General features: G+C 41.4%; 18 protein-coding genes and 1 CRISPR repeat array. Of the genes, 11 read left to right on the top strand and 7 right to left on the bottom strand.

Annotation, left to right across the window (positions count from 1 at the left end; all coding sequences use genetic code 11):
* The first annotated feature begins 107 nt into the window (after nt 1–107).
* From mfd to RMX98_RS19675, 5 genes are all read left to right on the top strand, one after another.
* Entirely contained in the window at nt 108–3806 is a 3699-nt protein-coding gene (mfd, locus tag RMX98_RS19695; RefSeq protein WP_322678661.1) for a transcription-repair coupling factor, read from the top strand.
* Between the two features lie 120 nt (nt 3807–3926).
* Nucleotides 3927–5312: an AAA family ATPase gene (locus RMX98_RS19690; RefSeq protein ID WP_322678662.1), complete on the top strand. Its 1386-nt coding sequence runs from the start codon at nt 3927–3929 to the stop codon at nt 5310–5312.
* Nucleotides 5312–5875, top strand: a complete 564-nt coding sequence (locus tag RMX98_RS19685; protein WP_322678663.1) for a hypothetical protein — start codon at nt 5312–5314, stop codon at nt 5873–5875. Before RMX98_RS19690 ends, RMX98_RS19685 begins: the two co-directional genes overlap by 1 nt.
* Nucleotides 5876–5986: 111 nt before the next feature.
* Nucleotides 5987–6190 carry a type II toxin-antitoxin system HicB family antitoxin gene (locus RMX98_RS19680; protein WP_322678664.1) on the top strand — a complete coding sequence of 68 codons (204 nt, stop codon included), beginning with the start codon at nt 5987–5989 and terminating at the stop codon, nt 6188–6190.
* The gene (locus RMX98_RS19675) at nt 6187–6396 is read left to right on the top strand and encodes a type II toxin-antitoxin system HicA family toxin (RefSeq protein WP_104908348.1); all 210 of its coding nucleotides are present in this window, start codon (nt 6187–6189) and stop codon (nt 6394–6396) included. The genes RMX98_RS19680 and RMX98_RS19675 overlap by 4 nt, the downstream gene beginning before the upstream one ends.
* Before the next feature lie 7 nt (nt 6397–6403).
* Here RMX98_RS19675 and RMX98_RS19670 read toward each other — a convergent pair whose 3' ends face one another.
* The 4 genes from RMX98_RS19670 to RMX98_RS19655 all read right to left on the bottom strand — a co-directional run bounded on the left by RMX98_RS19670 (nt 6404) and on the right by RMX98_RS19655 (nt 10940).
* A complete protein-coding gene (locus RMX98_RS19670; RefSeq protein WP_409881372.1) occupies nt 6404–6688 on the bottom strand; it encodes a DUF29 family protein in 285 nt (94 codons plus the stop codon).
* A gap of 41 nt (nt 6689–6729) precedes the next feature.
* The gene (locus tag RMX98_RS19665) at nt 6730–7167 is read right to left on the bottom strand and encodes a DUF6918 family protein (RefSeq protein WP_322678666.1); all 438 of its coding nucleotides are present in this window, start codon (nt 7165–7167) and stop codon (nt 6730–6732) included.
* Nucleotides 7168–7404: 237 nt separating this feature from the next.
* The gene (locus RMX98_RS19660; protein ID WP_322678667.1) at nt 7405–10758 is read right to left on the bottom strand and encodes an efflux RND transporter permease subunit; all 3354 of its coding nucleotides are present in this window, start codon (nt 10756–10758) and stop codon (nt 7405–7407) included.
* A gap of 47 nt (nt 10759–10805) precedes the next feature.
* On the bottom strand, nt 10806–10940 hold the full coding sequence (locus tag RMX98_RS19655) for a hypothetical protein (RefSeq protein ID WP_322678668.1): 135 nt from the start codon (nt 10938–10940) through the stop codon (nt 10806–10808).
* A gap of 438 nt (nt 10941–11378) precedes the next feature.
* Here RMX98_RS19655 and RMX98_RS19650 point away from each other — a divergent pair, with 438 nt between their 5' ends.
* Complete coding sequence (locus RMX98_RS19650; protein ID WP_322678669.1) at nt 11379–13172, top strand: M10 family metallopeptidase; 1794 nt, start codon at nt 11379–11381, stop codon at nt 13170–13172.
* Nucleotides 13173–13756: 584 nt separating this feature from the next.
* On the opposite strand, the gene RMX98_RS19645 is transcribed toward RMX98_RS19650, so the two are convergent.
* Complete coding sequence (locus RMX98_RS19645) at nt 13757–15433, bottom strand: mechanosensitive ion channel family protein (protein ID WP_409881371.1); 1677 nt, start codon at nt 15431–15433, stop codon at nt 13757–13759.
* 387 nt (nt 15434–15820) lie between these two features.
* On the opposite strand from RMX98_RS19645, the gene ahcY reads away from it, so the two are divergent.
* The 4 genes from ahcY to RMX98_RS19625 all read left to right on the top strand — a co-directional run bounded on the left by ahcY (nt 15821) and on the right by RMX98_RS19625 (nt 19057).
* Nucleotides 15821–17098 (top strand): adenosylhomocysteinase, encoded by a 1278-nt coding sequence (ahcY, locus tag RMX98_RS19640; RefSeq protein ID WP_322678670.1) that lies wholly within the window; start codon nt 15821–15823, stop codon nt 17096–17098.
* A gap of 128 nt (nt 17099–17226) precedes the next feature.
* Nucleotides 17227–17643, top strand: a complete 417-nt coding sequence (locus tag RMX98_RS19635; protein ID WP_322678671.1) for a XisH family protein — start codon at nt 17227–17229, stop codon at nt 17641–17643.
* Nucleotides 17631–17960 carry a XisI protein gene (locus tag RMX98_RS19630; protein ID WP_322678672.1) on the top strand — a complete coding sequence of 110 codons (330 nt, stop codon included), beginning with the start codon at nt 17631–17633 and terminating at the stop codon, nt 17958–17960. The genes RMX98_RS19635 and RMX98_RS19630 overlap by 13 nt, the downstream gene beginning before the upstream one ends.
* A 320-nt stretch (nt 17961–18280) precedes the next feature.
* The gene (locus RMX98_RS19625) at nt 18281–19057 is read left to right on the top strand and encodes a hypothetical protein (protein WP_322678673.1); all 777 of its coding nucleotides are present in this window, start codon (nt 18281–18283) and stop codon (nt 19055–19057) included.
* Between the two features lie 221 nt (nt 19058–19278).
* Here RMX98_RS19625 and RMX98_RS19620 read toward each other — a convergent pair whose 3' ends face one another.
* Nucleotides 19279–20547 carry a bifunctional sterol desaturase/short chain dehydrogenase gene (locus tag RMX98_RS19620; protein ID WP_322678674.1) on the bottom strand — a complete coding sequence of 423 codons (1269 nt, stop codon included), beginning with the start codon at nt 20545–20547 and terminating at the stop codon, nt 19279–19281.
* A gap of 198 nt (nt 20548–20745) precedes the next feature.
* Nucleotides 20746–20886 (bottom strand): hypothetical protein, encoded by a 141-nt coding sequence (locus tag RMX98_RS19615; RefSeq protein WP_409881369.1) that lies wholly within the window; start codon nt 20884–20886, stop codon nt 20746–20748.
* Between the two features lie 321 nt (nt 20887–21207).
* Here RMX98_RS19615 and RMX98_RS19610 point away from each other — a divergent pair, with 321 nt between their 5' ends.
* Nucleotides 21208–21975 (top strand): circadian clock KaiB family protein, encoded by a 768-nt coding sequence (locus RMX98_RS19610; protein ID WP_322678676.1) that lies wholly within the window; start codon nt 21208–21210, stop codon nt 21973–21975.
* 253 nt (nt 21976–22228) lie between these two features.
* Nucleotides 22229–24641: direct repeats of the CRISPR family, unit length 37 nt; unit sequence ATTGCAATCAACTAAAATCCCTATTAGGGATTGAAAC.
* Nucleotides 24642–24731 lie beyond the last annotated feature (90 nt).

The following is a 24731-nucleotide window of genomic DNA, read 5'->3' as shown; positions in this document are numbered from 1 at the left end:
ATTCTTCCATCGAAGGGATAAGAAAGCTGTTAACACTTTTAAAATGGTTGACATAAACTGCCTCAAAATTTGCTGACCCACAACGACTCCCATCGCTAGTAGTACTTATGTCATTTTCTTCTATTGTGCGTGCCTTAGGCCGATCGTCGCTCACTACTGAATTTATTTCTAAACTGAATCGGCAACAAGAATTGCGGTTGAATGGTATTCCCCGGCTGCCCAAGGCTCTAGTGGCTTCGGCATTAGCACAAGCTCAGAGCAAGGATTTATTCGTGGTTTGTGCCACCCTAGAAGAAGCTGGACGCGTTTACGCACAATTGGAGGCAATGGGATGGCAAACAGTACATTTTTACCCCACCTCCGAGGCTTCTCCTTACGAACCTTTTGACCCGGAAACTGAAATGAGTTGGGGGCAAATGCAGGTATTGGCAGATTTGGTAACAGGGGATAGGGGACATTTGGACAAGCTCAGTGCATCGCTGGGGACACTTCGACAGACTCAGTGCATCGCTGGGGACACTTCTCTTCGAGACGCTCCGCGAACGACAGACTCAGTGCATCGCTGGGGACAAGGAGGACAAGGAGGACAAGAGGGAATTATTGAAAAAGTTACTCCCTTGTCTGTTCCCAATCCCCAATTTCCAATCCCCAGTACTGGAGTGAAGCGACCTTTAGCGATTGTGGCTACTCAAGGGGCGCTGCAACCTCATTTACCTCCGCCAGAAGCATTTCAACAATTCTGTCTTACCCTGAAAAAAGGGATGGAATTAGACCTGAATAGCTTCAGTGAGAAAATAACTATTTTGGGGTACGAACGAGTACCTCTGGTGGAAACAGAAGGACAGTGGAGCCGACGGGGCGATATTGTTGATGTGTACCCGGTTTCATCTGAGTTTCCAGTTCGCCTGGAATGGTTTGGTGATGAAATCGAGCAAATACGAGAATTTGACCCAGCAACCCAACGTTCTGCCCTCGACAAAGTTGACCAGATAATTCTTACCCCTACTAGCTTTACTCCTGTGGTGATGGCTGCACTGAAGAATAGTGCCCAGTTCCAAGTGCTGAGTGCTGAGTTAAATTCTGACTCAGCACTCGGAACTGGGCACTCATCACTGATTGAAGGTAGTCGTCGCTTTTTAGGGTTAGCGTTCGAGCAACCAGCATCTCTGCTAAACTACTTATCAGAAAATACCCTGATTGCCATTGATGAGCCTGAACAGTGTCATGCTCATAGCGATCGCTGGGTAGAAAATGCCGAAGAACAATGGGGAATGGCGCATGGGGAAGAATCTACCCCTCTAAGATTGCCGAAAATCCACCGTTCGTTTGATGACTGTCTGCTTGATGTTGCCAAATTTAAGACATTATATTTGTCGGAATTGTCAGAGGAAAATAGTGGGATCAATCTTGCCTGCCGTCCTGTTCCAGCCACGCCGCACCAGTTTGCTAAACTAGCTGAAACCATCCGCCAAGAACGCGATCGCAATTTCTCGATCTGGTTGCTTTCTGCTCAACCTTCCCGTTCTGTCTCGCTGTTGCAAGAACATGATTGTCCAGCTCAGTTTATCCCCAATCCCCGCGACTACCAAGCGATAGATAAGCTGCAAATCAACCATACTCCCATAGCTTTAAAATATTCTGGTCTTGCCGAACTAGAAGGTTTTATCCTACCTACATATCGATTGGTAGTCGTTACAGATCGGGAATTTTTTGGGCAGCATTCTTTGGCGACTCCTGGCTATATCCGCAAGCGCCACAAAGCTACTTCTAAGCAAGTTGATCCCAATAAACTACGTCCAGGTGATTATGTAGTTCACAGAAATCATGGTGTTGGCAAATTTGTCAAGCTGGAAAGTTTGACGATTAATAATGAAACCCGTGATTATTTGGTGGTGCAGTATGCTGACGGGTTACTCAGAGTCGCAGCCGACCAAGTAGGCGCTTTATCGAGGTTCCGCGCCGGGGGTGATAAAGCACCGGAACTGAACAGGATGACTGGTAAAGCTTGGGAAAATACCAAGAATAAAGTCCGCAAAGCGATTAAAAAATTGGCGGTGGACTTGTTGAAACTGTATGCAGCGCGATCGCAACAACAAGGTTTTAGCTTTCCAAGTGATATGCCTTGGCAGGAGGAATTGGAAGATTCTTTCCCCTACCAACCCACAACGGATCAACTCAAAGCTGTACAAGATGTAAAACGCGACATGGAAAGCGATCGCCCAATGGATCGCTTAGTTTGTGGCGATGTCGGTTTCGGAAAGACGGAAGTGGCGATTCGTGCTGTTTTTAAAGCAGTCACCGCCGGTAAACAAGTGGCACTCCTTGCGCCAACGACAATTTTAACACAGCAGCATTACCATACACTCAAAGAACGTTTTGCACCGTACCCCGTAAATGTTGGTTTGCTCAACCGCTTTCGGTCTGCTGAAGAACGCCGCGAGATTCAAAAACGATTGGCAACGGGTGAATTAGATGTAGTAGTTGGTACACACCAACTTTTAGGTAAAGGTGTGTCATTCAAAGATTTAGGACTGTTGGTGGTGGATGAAGAACAGCGATTTGGGGTAAACCAGAAAGAGAAAATTAAAAGCCTAAAAACTCAAGTGGATGTGCTTACCCTCTCTGCCACACCCATTCCCCGAACTTTGTATATGTCCTTGTCAGGAATTCGGGAAATGAGTTTGATTACCACGCCACCCCCAACCAGACGACCAATTAAAACCCATCTGTCACCGATTAATTCCGAAAGTATCCGCACTGCGATTCGTCAAGAATTAGACAGAGGCGGGCAGGTATTTTATGTAGTTCCACGAGTGGATGGAATTGAAGAGACAACAGCCAATTTACGAGAAGTTTTACCAGGAGCTAGAATTGCGATCGCTCACGGTCAAATGGATGAAAGCGAGTTAGAATCAACCATGCTCACTTTCAGCAATGGCGATGCAGACATCCTTGTTTGTACAACAATTATTGAATCTGGCTTAGATATTCCACGAGTCAACACGATTTTGATTGAAGATGCTCATCGCTTTGGATTGGCACAACTATATCAATTACGCGGTCGTGTGGGACGTGCAGGTATCCAAGCTCATGCTTGGTTATTTTATCCGAAGCAACGGGCATTATCTGACGCAGCACGGCAACGATTACGAGCAATTCAGGAATTTACTCAGTTAGGTTCTGGGTATCAGCTAGCGATGCGTGACATGGAAATCAGAGGCGTGGGTAACTTGCTAGGTGCAGAACAATCTGGTCAAATGGATGCCATAGGTTTTGATTTATACATGGAAATGCTAGAAGAAGCAATTCGGGAAATCCGAGGACAAGAAATTCCGAAAGTGGAGGATACCCAGATTGACCTTAACCTGACGGCATTTATCCCAGCAGACTATATCACCGATTTGGATCAAAAAATGAGTGCATATCGGGCGGTGGCCACAGCTAAATCTAAATCAGAATTAAATCAGATTGCAGCCGAGTGGAGCGATCGCTATGGTACTTTACCAGTGTCAGCAAATCAACTTTTGCGAGTCATGGAACTCAAACAGCTAGCGAAAAAACTCGGATTTAGCCGGATTAAACCAGAAAACAAGCAGCACGTCGTTTTAGAAACGCCGATGGAGGAACCAGCTTGGAATTTATTGGCGGCGAATTTACCAGACAATCTCAAGGCCAGGTTTGTCTATTCGCTTGGTAAAGTTACAGTACGCGGGTTAGGAGTTTTTAAAGCAGATCAACAATTGCAGAATTTAATTGATGCTTTTGGGAGAATGCAGGGTGCGATTCCAGAGGCGGCTATTGTTTGATCGGTGTTGCCGTCTGATAAATAGTTTAGACCTCTAAATCCCACTAGGGATATGATTTAAAGGTTAATGTTAAAGTGTTATCACTCAAAGATAGGGGATAATTGCTAAAAGAATACGGCAATGAAAATTAAAGTCAAAAATCTTGGTGCTTTAAAGCAAGCCGAATTCACACTTGGCGACCTGACAATAATTTGTGGCTACAATAATACGGGCAAGACCTACGCTACTTATGCGTTGTTTGGCTTTTTGTCTACTTGGCGACGAATGTTTACGATCCAAATCAACGCCGATAAGATTAAGCAGCTCCTTGCGAACGGCGTAATTCGTCTTGATATACAAGACTATATTAAAAAGTCCGACCAGATTGTGAATGAAGGTTGTCAGGCATATACCCAAGAATTACCAAAGATTTTTGCAGCACCGGCAGAACGATTTAAAACAACAGATTTTCAAGTAAGTCTAGACATCCAAAATATTAGTTTAGCAGCCAGATTTAATCGGGAAATTGGCTCTGGCGAGGCATCACTTTTCTCTATTACCAAAAGCGAAGGAAGCAAAGAATTAATTGTAACTCTGCTTGTTGAGAAAGAAAAGGTAAAAATTCCCCGCGACATCCTTAAGCGCATCATTGCCGACGCACTAAAAGATATTATTTTTGATCAGTTTCTTCCTAACCCTTTTATCGCTAGTGCAGAACGAACTGGTGCTGCCATTTTTCGCAAAGAGTTGAATTTTGCCCGTAATCGCTTGCTTGAAGAAATGGGTCAGGCTGATAAAAACATCAATCCAAGAGAGCTTTTATTTAAGGTATACCAGGATTATCCGCTCCCAGTAGAAAAAAATGTGGATTTTACGCGGGAACTGGAGACAATTTTCCAAAAAAGCAGTTTCATAGCTGAGAACTATCCCGATGTGCTGGCTGATTTCGCCGACATCATTGGTGGTAAATATACAGTCACCCGTAATGATGAACTTTATTATGAGCCAAAAGGTCAACGGATCAAGCTTTCTATCGATGAAAGTTCTAGCGCCGTGCGTTCTCTACTACATATCGGCTTTTATCTGAGACACGAAGCCCAGGTTGGTGATTTACTGATAGTGGATGAACCTGAGATGAACCTACACCCCGAAAACCAGCGCCGCATCGCACGGCTATTTGCCCAACTGGTGAACCTCGGCATTAAGGTTTTTATCACTACCCAAAGTGATTACATCATCAAAGAACTAAATACGCTGATCATGCTAAATCACGATAAACCTCATCTCAAGCAAATTGCTGAAGAAGAAGGTTATCGGCAAGAGGAACTGATCTCTTCTGAAAAAATCAAAGTCTATATCGCCCAAGTTGTATCGATAATATTAGAGGGTAAAAAGAGAAGAAGTAGATGCCAGACTCTGATACCAGCCAATATAGACCCAGAACTGGGTATTGAAGCCCGCAGCTTTGATACAACCATCGAAACGATGAACCGGATTCAGGAAGCAATTGTCTGGGGTGAGGAGTAATGTCTGATATTGCTATCCTCAAAGAAATGATCAAAGAAACCGCTACAGTAGCATTGGAAAATGATCGCTATGGCAAAAATAAGGTAACACTCACAGAGCCTCCACCCGCCAATTACGATGTAACTATTTATGGTATGCCTGATGATGATGAGGTCATAATCATCAATGCAGATAAATTTAAGTCGCCGGATACAGTTTTTAAAGGAAACCGTGGTGAATGTAAACGTGCAGATTTTGTCATAGTTACTGATACTGGTAAGAAAAAAGTCATCCTCTGTATTGAGATGAAGGCAGGGAAAGGAGGATCGCACACAGAAATTATTGAACAACTTAAAGGAGCGCAGTGTTTTGTTGCCTACTGTCGGGAAATTGGTCAATCATTTTGGAAGGAGCAAAATTTTCTCAAGGATTATGAATGTCGTTTCGTCAGCATCAAGAACATCAAAATACCCAAAAAGATAACACGCATTGATCCTACTCATGACTCTCTCTCAAATATAAAGATAATAAAGAAAAGCGGCTCGTCTTTTCAATTTAATGATTTAGTTCAAGGTCAAAGATAAGAACATTGGATAAGGATTTTTCTGATTTGACCAAATTAATTTTATTAGCCAGACTTAAGAGCAAACAGCTATGTTTATTAGTGTATTCTCACAAACTAGCTCAACAAGTTTATGAAAATTAGAGCAATCATTCATCCAGCAGAAGAAGGCGGCTATTGGGCAGAGGTTCCCGCGCTTCCCGGTTGTATTACAGAAGGAGACACCAGAGAAGAGGTAATCGCTAATTTAAAGGATGCTATTGAAGGTTGGCTTGAAGTTGCCAATAGTCGTAATGCAATTGAGTCAACAGATCAAGTCGTCGAAATTGCTGTATGAAATCGATTTCTGGCAAGCAACTTTGTAAGATTGTGGAACAAAAAGGTTGGGTTTTGCAAAGAATTACTGGCAGTCATCATATTTATGAAAACCCCGAAGTAGAAAAAATCCTGTCAATTCCTGTTCACCGCAATCAAGATTTGAAAGTTGGAACCTTGAAAGCCTTAATGAAAATAGCCCAGTTATCTGAAGAAGATTTACTTTAATTTCAAATTACTGCTCTGATTCATCTAGTAACTTGCTTGGTTCACCGGGATAGAAATTATAGTCCACAATCTCTATCAATTTGTAGGGACACTCTACCGGAAAAGTCCGCTTGAGCAAATCTGTTTCTCCAACAGCTAATTCAACACCTTTAAGGTGGGCTTTGCGAAGTGCGATCGCTCCCTCTAAAGTCAAATATATATGCATCAATGGATTAACATCACTTGATTTTCTTAGAAATATACACACGTTTTTAGTATGTAAATCTGCCCCGTATGCCAGCCAACGACGCATCGAACGGCGGCATACGTTTATTGTGATTCTTCCCTTCTAGCTCAAATTTTAGTATAATTACTGATGATTTTTGCTAAATCTGGCACTGCTTCTTCTACGTGCTTTTTGGCTGAACCACGAAGTTTTTCATAGGTTCCTCGCACGATTTGGCGCTTTGCGTTCTTGACTCTCGCATCAGTAACACCCAACAGCGCGTCTGCTGTATCAGAGCGATTCGCACTCAAGTATTCAATTGGGTCGCCTTTCTTGACACCTTCACTCCAGATGGGATCAAGCGCCGTGAAGCATTGCGGTAAAATCTGCTCAACGACATAGGGGATGTACCCTGGCTTAACGCCCTTGAGAGCAGCGAAGGCAGTTTTCAAAGCGATGCCGCTCATACCTGACTTCGATGCCAACTGTCCTTCGATCATGTTGCAACAGTCCTCTATGACCATAGCCTTTTTGGTCGGATTCAAAAGTCCGTCGCTAAGTCCCATTTCACTCTTCCTTATCTACGTACTTAATTCTATTCGACTAATTTTTTTAGCAAGCAGGAAATTACAGAAAATGGTATCAAAATTGAAGAATGTTAGGGATATTAAGCCTTTTACCTACAAAAATCCTCTATTGGTGTCAATAGTTTGCTAGGTAAACAGGGTTCGTAGTAAAGACTTTAGTGCTTACTACAAACCCTCAAAACTAACCACTTTTCGAGAGAGAGTTAAGGGCAAAAATCAGGTTATCCCATCCTGCTGAGACCTAAGTTGTGTCTCTGGCTGACTTGAGCCAGCAGGCAAAACTCTATGTTCCGATACCGAAGTCCCATTGGGAGAATCTGGAGGGTTTGAGCCTCCCCTTCGCTTACGAGAAAATACAGCCTGAGCCAAGCTCTTAACCAAAATATAGAGAATTGGTACTAAGAACAAACTCAAGAATGTTGAAAGCATCAGTCCCCCAAAGAGCGCTGTTCCTAAAGACCAACGGCTGCTGGCTCCAGCCCCTTGAGAGATCACCAAGGGCAAAAATCCTAACAGCGCAGCAAAGGAAGTCATTAAGATAGGGCGCAGACGTTCTTGCCCTGCTTTCACTGCCGCCCGTGTGTAGCTCATGCCCTGCTCATGCAGCTGATTGGCAAATTCCACAACCAAAATCGCGTTCTTGGCGGCTAGACCAATCAAAGTCACCAGACCCACCTGGCAATAGATATCATCCACCACTTTCGGGAAAAGGCTAGTTGCCATGAAAATATTGGAACGTAGCCATATCGCCGTCATTGCTCCCAAGACTGCCAAAGGAACCGTCAGCAAAATAATAATTGGGTCAACGTAGCTTTCATACTGAGCAGATAGCACCAGAAAGACAATCACGATCGCTAAGGCAAAAATCAAGCCTGTAGCTCCTCCAGATGTCTTCTCCTGAAGATAAGTCCCTGTCCACTCGTAACCAAATCCTTGAGGCAACATTTCTGCTGCTAATTGCTCCATCGCTTTAATTGCCTCCCCAGAACTAGCACCGGGAGCAGGAGCGCCTTGGACTTTGATCGATCTGTACAAGTTGTAATGAGAGATGGTTTTTGGCCCCACAAAGGGAGTAACTTTCACCAGATTGCTCAATGGAATCATCGCCCCACTTGCAGAGCGAACATACAGCTTGCCAATATCATCTGGATTAGAGCGGAAGGCTCCATCTGCTTGGACATATACTCGATACTGTCGCTGTCCCTGCACAAAGTCATTCACATATTGCGACCCCAAGTAACTTTGCAATGTCCCAAAGATGTCGTTGAGTTCGACGTTGAGAGCTTTGGCTTGGTTGCGGTTTACCTGAATGTCAAATTGGGGAGTGTCTGCGGTGAACTGAGTGAAGACTCGTTGTAAAACAGGCTTTTTATTTGCCGCCGCAATGAACTTTTGAGCAGTATCAACCAAGGTTTGAATCGGCGCACTTCCAGTTCGGTCTTGAATGATAAACTCAAAACCACCTGTACTACTTAACCCTCTAACCGGAGGAGCATTCACAGCGATCGCTCTAGCATCTGTAATTGTAGAGAGCTTTTTGTTCACCCTTTGAAGTATTCCATAGACAGACTCAGATTCCTTAGGTCTCTCTTTCCAGGGTTTCAGGTTAGCAAAGGCAATACCTAAATTAGAAGCATTACCATCGAAACCAAAACCACTGATCATAAAACTAGCTCTCACTTCGGGAACCGATGTTACTTCTTTGACAACCCGATCCATAACAGATTCAGTGTATTTCAAAGAAACCCCGTCCGGCCCCTGGACAATTACAAAGAAGTAACCCTGATCTTCTTCTGGAATAAATCCGGTAGGCACTGCTCTGTACATTAAAACCGTTGCTAGTAAACCAGTAATAAAAACCCCAATTACAATCGGCTTGATATGGGTGAGGTAGCTAACAAACCTGACATATCGCCGTGTGAACCAAGCAAATCCCCGATTAAACTGCGTAAAGAACCAACCTAAAGGCCCCCGTGGAGTCTGAGCAGGGCGCATGAGGATAGCTGCCATACTCGGAGAGAAGGTTAAGGCGTTGAAGGTCGAGATGCCAATGGAGCAAGCAACGGTTAAGGCAAATTGTTTGTACACAATCCCAGTAGTACCGGGAATGAATGCAACTGGAATGAATACCGCCATGAGTACAAGGGAAGTGGCAATAATTGCCCCGGTTAACTCCTTCATGGCTTCGACGGCTGCCTCAAAGGGTCTCATGCCCTGCTCTAGTTTGACTGCAACTGCCTCGACCACAATAATGGCATCATCCACAACGATACCGATCGCCAGAACGAAACCAAATAAGGTTAGTGTATTAATCTGAAATCCCAAAACCAACAGAGCCGCGCATGTCCCAATTAAGGAAACGGGGATCGCCACAGTGGGAATGATCGTGGTACGCCAGTCTTGCAAAAAGACGAAAATTACCAAGACTACCAGGATAATCGCTTCAACCAGAGTGTGTAGAACTTCTTCTAAAGAAATTTCTACAAACGGAGTGGTATCAAATGCCAACTGTGCTTTTAGTCCAGGTGGAAAACTCTTCTCTAGTTTTACGATCTGTTCTTCAACAGCATGGGCAACGTCTAAGGCATTACTACCCGGAAGTTGATATATCCCCAAACCCACGGCTGGCTTAGGAGCATTTCCTGGGATAGTGAATTTGGCATCAGCGAGATAGCTTTCTGCTCCTAGTTCAACTCGACCGATATCTCTGACCTTAACTAAGGTGCTATTAATAGTCCTATTAGTGGTGCTATTAGTAGTGCCATTAGTGGTGCCATTAGTGGTACTGTTAGTACCACCTTGACTCACCTTCAACACCATATCTTCAAATTCAGCCGCATCTTTAAATCGACTGGTTGCCCGTAAAGCAAATTCAAAACTTTGATTATCTGGTGCTGGTTCCTTACCAATTGCCCCTGCACCCACCTGAATATTTTGTTCTTGCAGGGCGGCTGTCACATCTTGAGGAGTTAGTTGATGTTGGGCAAGCTTGTTGGGATCGAGCCAAAGACGCATGGCATATTTGCGCTCCCCAAAAATTGTAGCTTTTCCTACACCCGGAAGCCGTTTGATCTGATCCAAAATATACAGATCGACATAGTTGCTGATAAAAATGTTGTCATACTCATTATTGTCTGAGTAAAACCCATAGACAAGAAGGAGACTGCTCGATGCCGTTTCAACGGTGACACCTGTCCGTTGAATAGTATCTGGCAATTGAGGTTCAGCAAGTGCTTGTTTATTTTGAACGTTTACTTGAGCAATATCGCTATTAACATTAGTTGGGAAGGAGACAGTTATATTGCTAGAACCATCATTACCCGTATTAGAAGAGATATAAGATACATCTTTAACACCATTAATTTGTCGCTCAATGATGTTAGTAACAGTATTCTCTGTTGTTTGAGCATCTGCACCAGTATTGTTAGAGCTAACGGTAATTTGCACCGGGGCGAGATCCGGTAGCTGAGAAATGGGCAGGATGGGAATACAGATGCTCCCCAGCAGCAAAATAATGAACGTACAGACCGTCGTCAGGACTGGACGTCTGATGAAGGTATTGACAAACATAAATTCAGGAAAAGTTCAAGACTCGTTAGTGAGGTAGTAGCTTTTTATTAATATAAGAATTTATTAAGGTTTAGTGTTAGCGATCGCACAAAATTGAGGATTGGGGCAGGGGCATTGGTGTCTACTTTTGCCTTGGCGAATGGAATAGAGCCTCCAGAACGCTGACGCGTAGCTTGCTTCACAGTAGGAGTACGCTGCTATACAGGCAAAGTTCGCCTGCGCGGACTAAGGTCAAATCAAGGTTTTGAAACCCACGTTCGCGTAGCGTTCCGTAGGGAAGGTGGGTAAAGTTTCGTGTAGAAGCGGTTTCTAACCGCCCGTTTCGCTAATTCTGGCTAAATTACAATGTAGTTTTCTGCAATCTTACATAGAGGATCATGTATATGTAGATGCTAAATCTTGCATATAAGACTGCATAAAAGGTTAATGACTAATTTTTTTACTTTTTTTATTATCTATTTTGTGAATGAGTTCGTAACTTTAGTTATAAGCATAATCACACCAACGGGCAAGATACCAAGCTACAAGGGGTTTTACTTCTGCTTGTATTTAGTAAATACCTAGCTATATTTTTCCCAAAATAATTGAAAGAACTATCTAATTCTGAAAAAGAGAAACTGATGTCTAAATTTGTTGGTTCTACTGGTGGTGTTGCTAAAACTGGTTCAATCTATGTAGACAGCTTATTATGGGGCAGTCGTTGGAAAATTGAAAACGACAATAGAAAAATTACTTATTCCTTTGTTGATAATCAGTCTTGGGATGACACTTTCTATAACGCTGAAATAACAGCTTATACTAATGCAATCAAAGCCTGGTCAAATGTCGCTAACTTCCAACTAGAGTATTCTGGTTTTAATGATTCTCAAGCTGAGTTAACCTTTCATAGTGTTGATTCTTCTCTTTGGGACAGTGATGGCGTACTAGGTGAAGCAAATCCACCAGGAGAATCTGATGACGTTTATGGGCAAGGAGATGTTCGAGTTAACTGGGAGCCTTATCAAGACAATCCTGATGCAAAACTCGTAGTTGGTAGCTACTACTACTACACTTTTGTTCACGAAATTGGTCATGCTTTGGGATTAGCCCATCCTCACGATAATGGAGGAACTTCTTCCGTATTTCCTGGCGTTGACAATGCTTTTGATAAAGGTGACTTGAGTCTCAATCAGTTTGTGACAACAATCATGTCCTACAACACTGATAACAGTCCCTATTCTCCTGGGTATAGTGCAAATTGGGGATTTGCTGCGGGGCCAATGGCATTTGATATCGCAGCCATCCAACATATTTACGGTATCAATAAGACATACAACACAGGTAATAATGTCTATTTACTTCCATCTTATAATGGCGCAGGAACCTATTGGTCTTGTATTTGGGATGCAGGCGGAACAGATACCATAAGCGGTCAAAACGCAACTAATTCAGTCATTATCGACTTGAACAATGCTACTTTGGCGAATAACGATCCTGATGCGGGCGGCTTCATTAGTCAAGTTGTTGGTGTTAAAGGAGGATTTACGATCGCCAATTCCCAAGGAGGTATATGTGTTGTTGAAAATGCCATAGGAAGCAACTTTAATGACACTTTAACAGGGAATCAATACAACAATTATCTCTCTGGCCAAGGCGGGAACGATGTCATTGATGGAAAAGCTGGGAATGACAGTCTTGATGGCGGCGCTGGCAATGACACGCTCTATGGTGGTGCTGGGAATGATACGCTCAATGGCGGCACTGGCAATAATACGCTCAATGGCGGCACTGGGAATGATCGCTATATATTTAATAGTGATAATTACATAACTATCACCGAATACGCTAATGAAGGTACAGACACGGTTGAGTCTGCCTACAACTTTAACTTAGGCCCAGCTTATTTAGAAAACCTCATTCTCAAAGGCACCTCTGCAATCAACGGCACTGGTAACAGTCTCAACAACACAATTACAGGGAACGGTGCTAACAATCAACTCAATGGTGATGCTGGCAATGACACTCTCAATGGTGGCGCTGGCATTGACATCCTCAATGGTGGTACTGGTAATGACATCCTGGTTGGTGGTGCTGGCAATGATACACTTACAGGTGCTAGCGGAGGCGATCGCTTTACATTCAACTCTCGCACTGAAGGAATCGACCGGATTACTGATTTTAGTGTAGTTGATGATACGATTGTTGTCTCTGCGGCTGGTTTTGGTGGAGGATTAGTTGCTGGTGTGGCGATCGCTGCTAATCAATTTTTCATTGGTTCGGCAGCAAATACAAGTAGCCAAAGATTTATTTACGACAAAGGTTATGGTTCTCTCTTCTTCGATCAAGATGGCGCAGGAGCGATCGGCAAAATCCAAATTGCTAAACTCAATACTGGATTGTCCTTAACTAACGCAGATATTTTCGTTGCTGCTTAGATATTTATAAACTCCTATGCTATCAACTTCTATACAGCATAGGGTTCAGTAATCACAAGGGTATGCCCAAACTTAGACTTCGAGGCGACACAAGCTTTTGGGCTTAACAGAGTGCCACTCGTTAAAAGGGAACAGGGAATAGGGAATAGGGAATAGGGAATAGGGAACAGAAGGTTTTGTTCGGGGATTTAGAACCATAGCTAAACACTCCTCTTGAATAACAGGCTTTGAACACAAGAGGTTTTGGGGTAGAAGGGAACAGGCAATTTTATCTTTTATCCTCAATCCTACTCTTGCCTGTTCCCTCTTGCCTTTTCCCTCTTGCCTATTCCCTACCCCAAAGCAGGGCTGTTTCATTCGATAAGATCATGATTTTGTCAAGAGTATGAGCGAGAAATTTAGGGAAGTGGGAAAAAGAAAAATTACCACTTCAACGGATAAATTTAAGTGCGATCGCCATTTTCTTGTTCAATCAGATTTTTTAGTCACCTGATTTTTTTGCTTGAAACGCTTGTAAATCAGCGCCTTTTAGGGGACGAAACAGCCCTGTTACCCCAAAGGGGGTTGGTAATGAAGCCAAATTTCTAATGAGCTTTGCCATTACTCTGGAAATTTAACGATTGCTCATCGTTGACCCAAATTGCTTGTTGAGGCACAGAAATGGAAATTCCAGCTTCGTCTAAGGCGACTTTCAGACGGCGGCGAAACTCCCGTGCGACATCCCATTGTTTGAGGGGCTGTGTTTTAATCCATACACGAATAATCAAACCGCGATCGCCAAACTGATCTATTCCTAAAACTTGCGGTGTTTCCAGAATTTGACGCTCCCATTGTGGATCTTTATCCATCTCCAAGCCAATACTTTCAATCAACTTCAAAGCCTTTTCAATATCGGCTTGGTAGGCGATGGGGATCGTTAAATCGGCTCGTGACCAACGGCTAGAAAGATTGGCAACAACTTTAACTTCACCATTGGGAATCGTGATCAAGCGCCCTTCGGAATCCCGCACCTGGGTCATCCGCAGATTCAGATTTTCTACTAAGCCTCCCACATTTCCCACATTAATCACATCGCCTAAAGCGTACTGGTCTTCTAGAATGATCAGGAAACCGTTAATCGCATCTTTAATTAAGTTTTGCGAAGCTAGAGACACTGCAACACCAACTAAACTCGCACCCGCTAGCAAGGGAACGATATCTATTCCCAATGACAGCAACGCTAGCAAGAAGCCTACTCCGACGCAGATAACAGTAGCAATGCTTTTAGTTACGCCAGAAAATGTAGAAACTCGCAGTTGCAGCCGTTCAGAACTTTCTGGAGTTAATAAAGCACCACTGCTAATCAGAGTAGTGGTAAAGCGGTCAATCAGGGCGTATATGAGACGGATTGCTACGTAAGTTCCCAAGAACACAATACCTAATCGCAAAGGAAATTGGGCTGCTGTGAGAATTCCTACTTGAAATGGTCGTGTGTAGGGAAATAGACCCAAGATGAAGAAACTTCCACCTCCCCAAATTCCTGCTTGAGTGAGCTGAAACAATCGTCTTTTGGCTTCTTGGATATGTCGATGTTGCTGTTGATTCAGTTGTGTTGCAATTGGTTGAGATGCTGTTGATGAAATTGGCAAGTTTAGGGACTCTCTAGCGGTTTGGGAGCCAAGGGGGTATACAACATCGTTTTTGGAACGCCTTTGCCAGCTATATACCCCCCAACTCATCACAATCATTGCCAGTCCCATACCGGCAGCAATTTTACCTTGGTCGATTAAAAATTGAGTTTGCCTTTCTTGCTTTGCTTGTTGCAAGTCTTCTTGTAACGATTCCTTGATTTGATTTGCTGATGTCGATATATCTACCTCTCGCAATCCAGCATCTTCAGAAGTGACGGTCATTAGGTATTGGTCGTTGACATAAATTACTGGTAATTGGTTTACTTCCCGAATATCTACCTTGACTGGTGTTTTTGCTGGTGATTGAAAGTAATTTTGGCTAATTTTCTCCAACTTTTTTTGGATATCTTCTGAACGCTCAGGAAAGTTGCTTCTTGATGCCGCTATCTGAAATAACTGACGACCATCTAAATAAATCCAGCCTGTAACAAGTCGATTATTTGCATCATTACTCACACTGCTGGGAGATGGTAGCAGTTGTGGTAACAAAGGAATCTGGGCTGTGGCTTTTGGGACAGATACAACAGCTATGGCCATTGAACTAGCGATGCCTACGGCGGGCAAAGCCAACGCCAAAAATTGAAAGCGCACTCAAACACCTCCTTGAGTAAAATCTATTAATCACTACTTTAACTATCCTGCTTAATTCCTTTGGGTAGATGTACCTATCTAAAGTTGAGGTTTTCCCTTGAATTGATAAAAATTTGATGTTTTTTTCTTTACTTTATATCTCTAGAGAGATGACGACGTACTTAAAATCAGCCTGTAAAGGTTAAAAGGCCTTACTTTTTCCAAAGATAAAACAAAAAGAAAGAACCTGAGGAGGAAGTTGACATTCTGCCGATCAAACGTCAAGCTAGTTTTGAGGACTATTGACTATTGATTTGCTTTCATACAAGCAAAAATCGGCAGTAGTAGAATAACCTAGTAGAGTGCGTAAATTTTACGTAGCTTTTTTATTTTTTGAGGTAACTTTTGATGACCGCAACTTCTTCCCGATTAAAGCACGAGGTTAAAGACCTCGGCCTAGCTGCCTTGGGTAGACAACGCATTGAATGGGCTGGACGCGAAATGCCAGTTTTGCGGCAAATCCGCGATCGCTTTGCGATTGAAAAACCCTTTGCTGGTTTACGCCTTGTAGCTTGCGCCCACATTACAACCGAAACAGCACATTTGGCGATCGCTTTGAAAGCCGGTGGTGCAGATGCGCTTTTAATTGCTAGCAATCCTTTATCAACGCAAGATGACGTAGCAGCTAGCCTCGTTGTCGATCATGAAATTCCCGTCTTTGCTCAAAAAGGCGAAGATAACGCAACTTATAACCGCCACGTTCAAATAGCTTTAGATCATCGCCCCAACATTATTGTTGATGATGGTAGCGATGTGGTTGCAACTTTGGTACAAGAACGCCAACACCAAATTGCTGATTTGATTGGTAGCACCGAAGAAACCACAACTGGTATCGTGCGCTTACGCGCCATGTTTAGAGAAGGCGTTCTCACCTTCCCCGCAGTCAACGTCAACGACGCAGACACCAAGCACTTCTTTGATAATCGCTATGGTACTGGGCAATCAACCCTAGATGGCATTATCCGCGCCACAAATATTTTGTTGGCTGGTAAAAACGTTGTTGTCGTCGGTTATGGCTGGTGTGGTAAAGGTACAGCCCTCCGCGCCCGTGGGATGGGTGCTAACGTCATCGTCACCGAAATCGACCCGATCAAGGCAATTGAAGCCGTAATGGATGGCTTCCGCGTCCTGCCAATGGCTGAAGCTGCACCTCAAGGTGATATCTTTATCACTGTGACTGGTAACAAGCACGTCGTTCGTGGTGAACACTTCGATGTCATGAAAGACGGTGCGATCGTTTGTAACTCCGGTCACTTTGACTTAGAACTTGATTTGAAATACTTGGCTGCACAAGCTAAGGAAGTCAAAGAAGTTCGTCCTTTCACCGAAGAGTATAAATTGAAAAATGGTAAATCAGTTGTCGTTCTTGGACAAGGACGCTTGATTAACCTAGCTGCGGCTGAAGGACACCCTAGCGCAGTAATGGATATGAGTTTTGCAAACCAAGCTTTGGCTTGTGAATACCTGGTGAAGAACAAAGGTAAGTTGCAACCAGGCTTGCACTCAATTCCTGTTGAAGTCGATCAAGAAATTGCTCGTTTGAAGTTGCAAGCTATTGGTATCACGATTGATAGCCTAACAGCAGATCAAATTGAGTACATCAATTCTTGGACAAGTGGAACTTGATACATTGATTAATTGATTTTTTAGGGGGATAGGCGTTTTGCTTATCCCTTTTTTTGTGTTTCTCTCGCAGAGATGGGGAGGCACAGAGAGAGAATATAATAAGATGGAGGGTGTTATTGTAAGTTTGTATGTCAGCAAAAGATTTTTTTCATAATGCTGTTAAGTTAGCTTTAGAAAAAGATGGTTGGTTAATTACTGATGATCCTTTAATATTTCTAGTAGATACTATAGAATTTCGTCTTGATTTAGGAGCAGAAAGACTTTTAGGAGCAGAAAAAGAAGGAGAAAAAATAGCAGTTGAAATAAAATCTTTTTTGGGAAAATCAGCGATTAGTGAATTTCATACAGCTTTAGGACAAACACTTAATTACCGTTCTATTTTAAGAAAGGAAGAACCCGATCGTATTTTATATTTAGCGATTAGTTATGAAATATATACAGCTTTTTTTCTGATACCTGTGATTCAAGAAATAATTGCTGAACATAAATTAAAATTATTGATATTTGAAAGTAGCAAACAGGAGATTATTTTATGGAAGGAATGAATTATCCTGAATTAGTACAGACAGTATTAGCAAGACATACAAAAAGTCATTTAGCCAAGGGAACAGAAATACAATTAATATTTGATAATCAAAAAAATCACTATTTAGTAATTCATCTAGGTTGGGAAGGTGAAAAACGGACTTATGGTTCGGTTATTCATATAGATATTATCAATGAAAAAATCTGGATTCAGTGCGATTTTACAGAGGAAGGTGTAGCTAATGAATTAGTAGAATTGGGAGTACCAAAAACGGATATTGTTTTAGGTTTTAGATCGCCTCATGTGAGACAGTTTACTGGTTTTGCATCGGTTTAATCATTTTTTATATGTTAGTAACAGATATTTTTCATAATTTTGGTAATATCTTAAGATATCTACCAAGAGTTTTTTATAGATTCTTTTATTCAAAGTGAATTATAACGGTATTAAATCAAATTATTTGTTTTCCATGTTCAGAAATAGGAGAGAGTAAAAAGAATCATCTATAAATATGGAAATGAGCAACCCAAGGAAGATTTAGAAAATACTGAAATTGTCTTTTATACAGAACGCGATCACTACTTATTAGTATAATAGTATGTATGAATTATGATAACCACGCTTTTAACATCGGTTAAAGAATTGAAAATATATATATGAATATGATTTACGTTAATATACTTGATAATCTACCAGCTATCATAGGTTTATCCATAGCAGGCGTGTGGCTTATTTACAAATCTATATTGATTACTTATAGATTAAATATAATCATGGAACTGTTGAATTGGCTTAAACACAGACCACTTATTATGCCATCTTTGTTATTTATATTATCTCCATTTATTTCAACTTTAATTTTTCACGTCTTTTTGAAAAATTCAGATGAATTTCTAAAGGCTTTTACTCCAATTACTTGCATTGCAGCTTATATTGCATATCAACAGTACCAAATTAATCGACAGCAGTTAAGAAAAAACTTGTCTGACAAGCGATTACAAATTTATGTATCTGCCATGACTTTAGTTAGTTCTGGTAGAAGGGATAGTACTGAAATAATACAAGAGAAAATAAATAGTTGTTTACCTGCACTATTTGAAGCAGAATTTTTATTTGGTGAGGAAGTTTACCATAAACTTATAGAAATTTATGAAAAAGCCAATGAATTAATTGCTTTGAAAAACTGTATTAATGATGCAAATAACTATGGAACAGAACAGTCCAAATCTACTGAATGGTATAATACAAGTGAAGGAAATAATAAATCAGATGCACAAATAAACGGCGAACAATTAAATAGTTATATAAAGAAACTCAGGGAAATTAGAGAGTGGTTTATAGTTCAAACACCTAAAATAAAACCTCTATTTGAGCCATATATTAATTTATCAAACATTGCAATTGAGCGAGATAAAAATTACAATTCTTTTTAATTTAGGGATAGATGACACTGCTATTACTTTACTAATGACTGAAAGTCTGGAATATAATAGCCTTTCCATGTTTAAAAGTGCATAAGAGTATGCTTTTTTCAATATTAATTAAATAATCAGTACTCAATCGGAGCGATCACCTGCGGCGGGCTACGCCTACGCAAACTAAACCCTGTAGAGGCAATTCATAGACTGCCCCTACCTGAAAATAAGGGTTTACGTTATTGTTTACCTAAATCCTGTTCGCTTTTCGCTGTCCGGCTAAAAAGTCGATAGTATAGTGACGCAGTGGTTTCCTTTAAGGGAAACAGCAGATAAGTAAGAGGATTTATTGCCACAATAATATTGCGGAAGTCTCGCCGCGCAAAAAACAAGATTGCACGAGCAACTTGCTGTGCAGACATCACTCCATAAGGATTCAGTTGACTCTTAAATGGGCCAAGAATTAACTTGCGAATTACACAATCCCCGTCCAAACGCTTCAGGGTAACAATATCCCCTAGCGATCGCTTACTAAGTTCATAAAGCGGACTCAGCGCTGGAGAAACCTCAGCTTCAGAAGTGTTTACCCAAATTTCCTTCGTTGCTTTTGCTTGTGGCCCTGTTACAGTTGTCAAAAATATATCCATCAACCGCAATGCTGAAAAGGTATTCACCTCATAAGAGGAGTTGATCGCCTCCGATGTGCGGCTGGCGTAGACATTAATTCCGTGGTTGATAATTAAAATATCTACTTTCTCTAAACTATCTCTTAGTTCAGCTTCGTTACCCAACTGCCAAGGAACCACCTTCACCCCAACTTGCTCTACTAATTTTTCTGGATTAGTGGTTAATGCGACAACTTTAGCATTATTCTTGACAAGTTCAGCCACCAACGCTTGTCCCAACGCTCCTGATGCTCCGGTTAAAGCGATGGTTTTACCTTTGAGAGACAGTCCTGTACCAAGAATTTTATCCACTAGAGGAAAGACACCACTGTAGTAAGCGTTGACATCATCAAAATGATGCCGCCAATGGTAAGACCGATTCACCCACCAAATGGATGGAATTGTCTCTAACGGGCCGGGTAAGTGGTTGTAGTCTGTATCAATTTTTCCCTGAAAATACCGCACAGACGCGCCATACAAGAAGGTGCAACCATAAGCTACTCCCAACCATAACCCCAGTTGTTGGACAATTAAGGCAATGGCTACCAATACCACTAGCAGTAAACTCGATTCTAAAATATCGTGATAAAGCTGGGATTCTTGATAAACTTTCAGGGAAACTATTGATAAATCGCGGCGATAGGCCATGTGGTGCTTGTTGTGCCATTTAGCAAGCCAATTGACTTGGTGACACAAAGCATGGTAACTGTCTCTCAAGACCTCAGCGAGTAAAAGTGAGAAGATTGCCCAACTAGCAAACTGTAAGCTGGCATTTAGCCAAACCCAATTAATTTGTAAGCTTGCCTCAATTCCCATTAAGTTTTCAGCTAGCATTTTTATCATGTTTGTCTATACTCGTTTTTCTTAATCATTCTTCATGATCGGGCAAAGGCGCGTTAAGGTCGAGTCTAGAACAAATTAAAATCAAAGGAAATAGGGAATAGGTGACAGGTGACAGGACGATGGGGAAAAATGGTAAAGTTTCTTGATCGCTAACGTCAGCAATTTTCTGTGTGTCCTAATTCAGAGCAACCCGGAAAACTAAGCTACAGCATCATTCAAACGATTGTTAGCAAAAGCCGTTCTGTGAAAACATTCATACATCGGTGCAAATATCGAAGCCAGGCTGAAGCCGTAGATTACTAGTGCTGGTATAGCCACTAACCAATTACCAAAGTTCATTGTCCACAAGTAGCCACTGCAACTCATAACAGTGAGATTAAAACCCAGTTGAATTAGCCGTTTGCTATTAGAGCGATCGCCTAAAACGCTTAATTCCTATATCTTGAGAATCTGGGAGATGTTTTGCCTGTTATCAGCGTAATCTGATAAATCAGATTGAATAATTGCGTCATCAGACATAATTTTAAGTAGATCGGCGTGAATATCTGTGTGTAGCTTCCCTTTTAAGAGGTTCCTAATTTTATAGCTGATCCTGGTTGCGGTTATAGCTAAGGTAAAAGGTAAAAGAAAGATTTTTTTACTTTTAGCTGCTTACCCTCTATGAATAACTTGACGACAAATAAACTATCTACACCCCAGTTGTTTAAGGGCATTGCGCTTTTTACACCTGGAGGAGATTTAATTTACTGCATCGACCCTAGTAAGCAAGGTCGATGGCACTTGCATTTGTGTTCGGCTTTGCAAGAAATCCTAGATTTACCAGAACCACCGCACTTTTTAGTACCTTGTTATACTGCGACTATTGATAACTGGTTAGATCCGCGCACTCAACAAGTGCGAATTTTTGCTGAAGCTTATCCGGCTGTAATTAGACATCAAGCTTTGCTGAATGCCATTTTTGGCACAGGGGAGTTAGTATGGCAACCAGCTCCTTGGCAAGAAGGTTTGTGCGATCGCATGGTTTTAACAACTTATCGTTCGTCATTCCCGCAGCTTTGGGAAGATCACGATTTAATTGTCCGTTTAGACCTTTCGGAACCTGTGCCAAAATACCACCAACCAGTAATAGTACAAAAGAAAGAAGCGATCGCACAAGGCTATGTTTTGCGCTTGTTTGTAGCCGGACATAGCAGTACTACTGAACGCATTCTGCAAAATTTACATGAATTATTAGAGCGATCGCTTGGACATCCTTATACTTTGAAGGTAATTGATGTTTTAAGTCATCCAGAACAAGCAGAACTCAATCAAGTTTCTGCAACTCCTACTCTTGTCAAGGTTTGGCCTCACCCAATTCGGCGAATCGTTGGAGAGTTGGATCATGTAGAAAAGATTTTACAGATGTTAGCTGCTAAAGAAAAATTTTAAATATTCAGGCTGGTTTTTTTGCCAAGTGCGCGAATGGGTAGGTGTTGGTGAAGGGGTGACTACAAAAATCGCTAGATTGCTTTATCTATAAGGATTTGAGGGCTGTAACATCTTTAAACCATCCGCGCACCTTATGTAGACTGACTTTCAGCCATTTACATTTAGCACAATTACCACTCCTTATGTTATGATTTTTGCATTCGCGCTATTGAACCTTGAAAACCAAATAACACACGGCTTTCACACGCCAGCGATTGCAATCAACTAAAATCCCTATTAGGGATTGAAACCCATCTCCAAATACCCTTATAGTTCAGGTATGCAAATTGCAATCAACTAAAATCCCTATTAGGGATTGAAACAGAGCAAACCTTTGTGGGCTTCATGTCTTTGGAAATTGCAATCAACTAAAATCCCTATTAGGGATTGAAACTACACTTCTTACCCTCTAATCACCAGAACGGTACAGATTGCAATCAACTAAAATCCCTATTAGGGATTGAAACAACCACAGAGGTAGCCGATAATACAACGCTGGTTATTGCAATCAACTAAAATCCCTATTAGGGATTGAAACAATCCAGAGGTCTGTGATATCAGCGATCGCCTGGGATTGCAATCAACTAAAATCCCTATTAGGGATTGAAACGGGAAACCTATCAGCCGCTAAGGGTAGCCAGCAAATTGCAATCAACTAAAATCCCTATTAGGGATTGAAACAGCTGATTAGCTAACTCAAAGCCTACGTTACGGAATTGCAATCAACTAAAATCCCTATTAGGGATTGAAACCCCTAGTTCCTCTTGGGCTGCCAGTTCATAATCGGATTGCAATCAACTAAAATCCCTATTAGGGATTGAAACTAAACAGGCTGTAGCTGATGAAACGATCGCCCAGTTTGATTGCAATCAACTAAAATCCCTATTAGGGATTGAAACCTTAAAGTTCTAGCACCGTAGACCACAATACCTTATTGCAATCAACTAAAATCCCTATTAGGGATTGAAACTCCCCCAGGCGTACTAGTAGCTTATCATTATGAAAAATTGCAATCAACTAAAATCCCTATTAGGGATTGAAACTCATGGATGAGATGCAAGACATCAAACCTCAAGCTATTGCAATCAACTAAAATCCCTATTAGGGATTGAAACGGTATATAATCCCATAATGCAAGTGGTAGTAGAGTATTGCAATCAACTAAAATCCCTATTAGGGATTGAAACCTTGGATACCTCTGGCAGCCTCTACGGTTCTTTGGATTGCAATCAACTAAAATCCCTATTAGGGATTGAAACTTAGCCCCCAAGTACTAGCTTTTATGGACTTAAATTGCAATCAACTAAAATCCCTATTAGGGATTGAAACAACATCAAACTATCCTCCAAAGCTGGGATGAAAATTGCAATCAACTAAAATCCCTATTAGGGATTGAAACACATTATTAAGAGAAATAATGAAACTGGATTTTTCCATTGCAATCAACTAAAATCCCTATTAGGGATTGAAACTTGTGACTCCATATAGAGCCGATGGTCACTGGCGTTATTGCAATCAACTAAAATCCCTATTAGGGATTGAAACATTAGCAGAAGCAGAAGACAGAGCAGGAGAAATAAAATTGCAATCAACTAAAATCCCTATTAGGGATTGAAACTTGGAGTTAATAAGTTTGGTCAAGTAGGTTTACCAGAATTGCAATCAACTAAAATCCCTATTAGGGATTGAAACAAAATCTACCCAAACATTGCTGACATCCAGAGTATTGCAATCAACTAAAATCCCTATTAGGGATTGAAACGTGAGAACTTGAGTAAGACAGACAAAGAGGGATTAATTGCAATCAACTAAAATCCCTATTAGGGATTGAAACGCCTTGCCAGTTTGTAACGATGTCAGCGTATCCAATTGCAATCAACTAAAATCCCTATTAGGGATTGAAACAGTGTACTTTTGTTGTGTTCTCATACTTCCGATAATTGCAATCAACTAAAATCCCTATTAGGGATTGAAACAACCACAAGAAATAGACATAACGCCAATATTGTGCAATTGCAATCAACTAAAATCCCTATTAGGGATTGAAACAAAAATTATTTACTTTCCGAAAGTATCCTGTTGTGCATTGCAATCAACTAAAATCCCTATTAGGGATTGAAACAAGTTAACAGTTGCACCATCAGCAAAACCCCGTGATTGCAATCAACTAAAATCCCTATTAGGGATTGAAACTTGGGCCCGCATTTCCCTTGCTGGATAAAACTTAAATTGCAATCAACTAAAATCCCTATTAGGGATTGAAACCGCCTACAGGGCTAGAACTATAAGCGTCAATATAACATTGCAATCAACTAAAATCCCTATTAGGGATTGAAACATATATGGTTTGAGGGTGCTTGGGTACAACCAGAAATTGCAATCAACTAAAATCCCTATTAGGGATTGAAACGCAGATTATGTGACCGCTATGGATGCACTACCTAGATTGCAATCAACTAAAATCCCTATTAGGGATTGAAACTAACTTACACTTAAGCTTGTACACCTCTATTAAGATTGCAATCAACTAAAATCCCTATTAGGGATTGAAACTTAATAGACATAGTAGAGTTCTCTTTCTTATAAGTAAATTGCAATCAACTAAAATCCCTATTAGGGATTGAAACGCATCAATATGGCACAGGACTTACGCAACTGGCACAGCGTGATCGCTATTTTATAGTATTTATGTACTATATAAAGTGGCTGACCCATAG

This window comes from Nostoc sp. DedQUE02 (assembly GCF_034531035.1).
Lineage (GTDB): Bacteria > Cyanobacteriota > Cyanobacteriia > Cyanobacteriales > Nostocaceae > Nostoc.
Note: the sequence above shows the minus strand (reverse complement) of the source record. Positions and strands in the feature narration are given on the sequence as shown.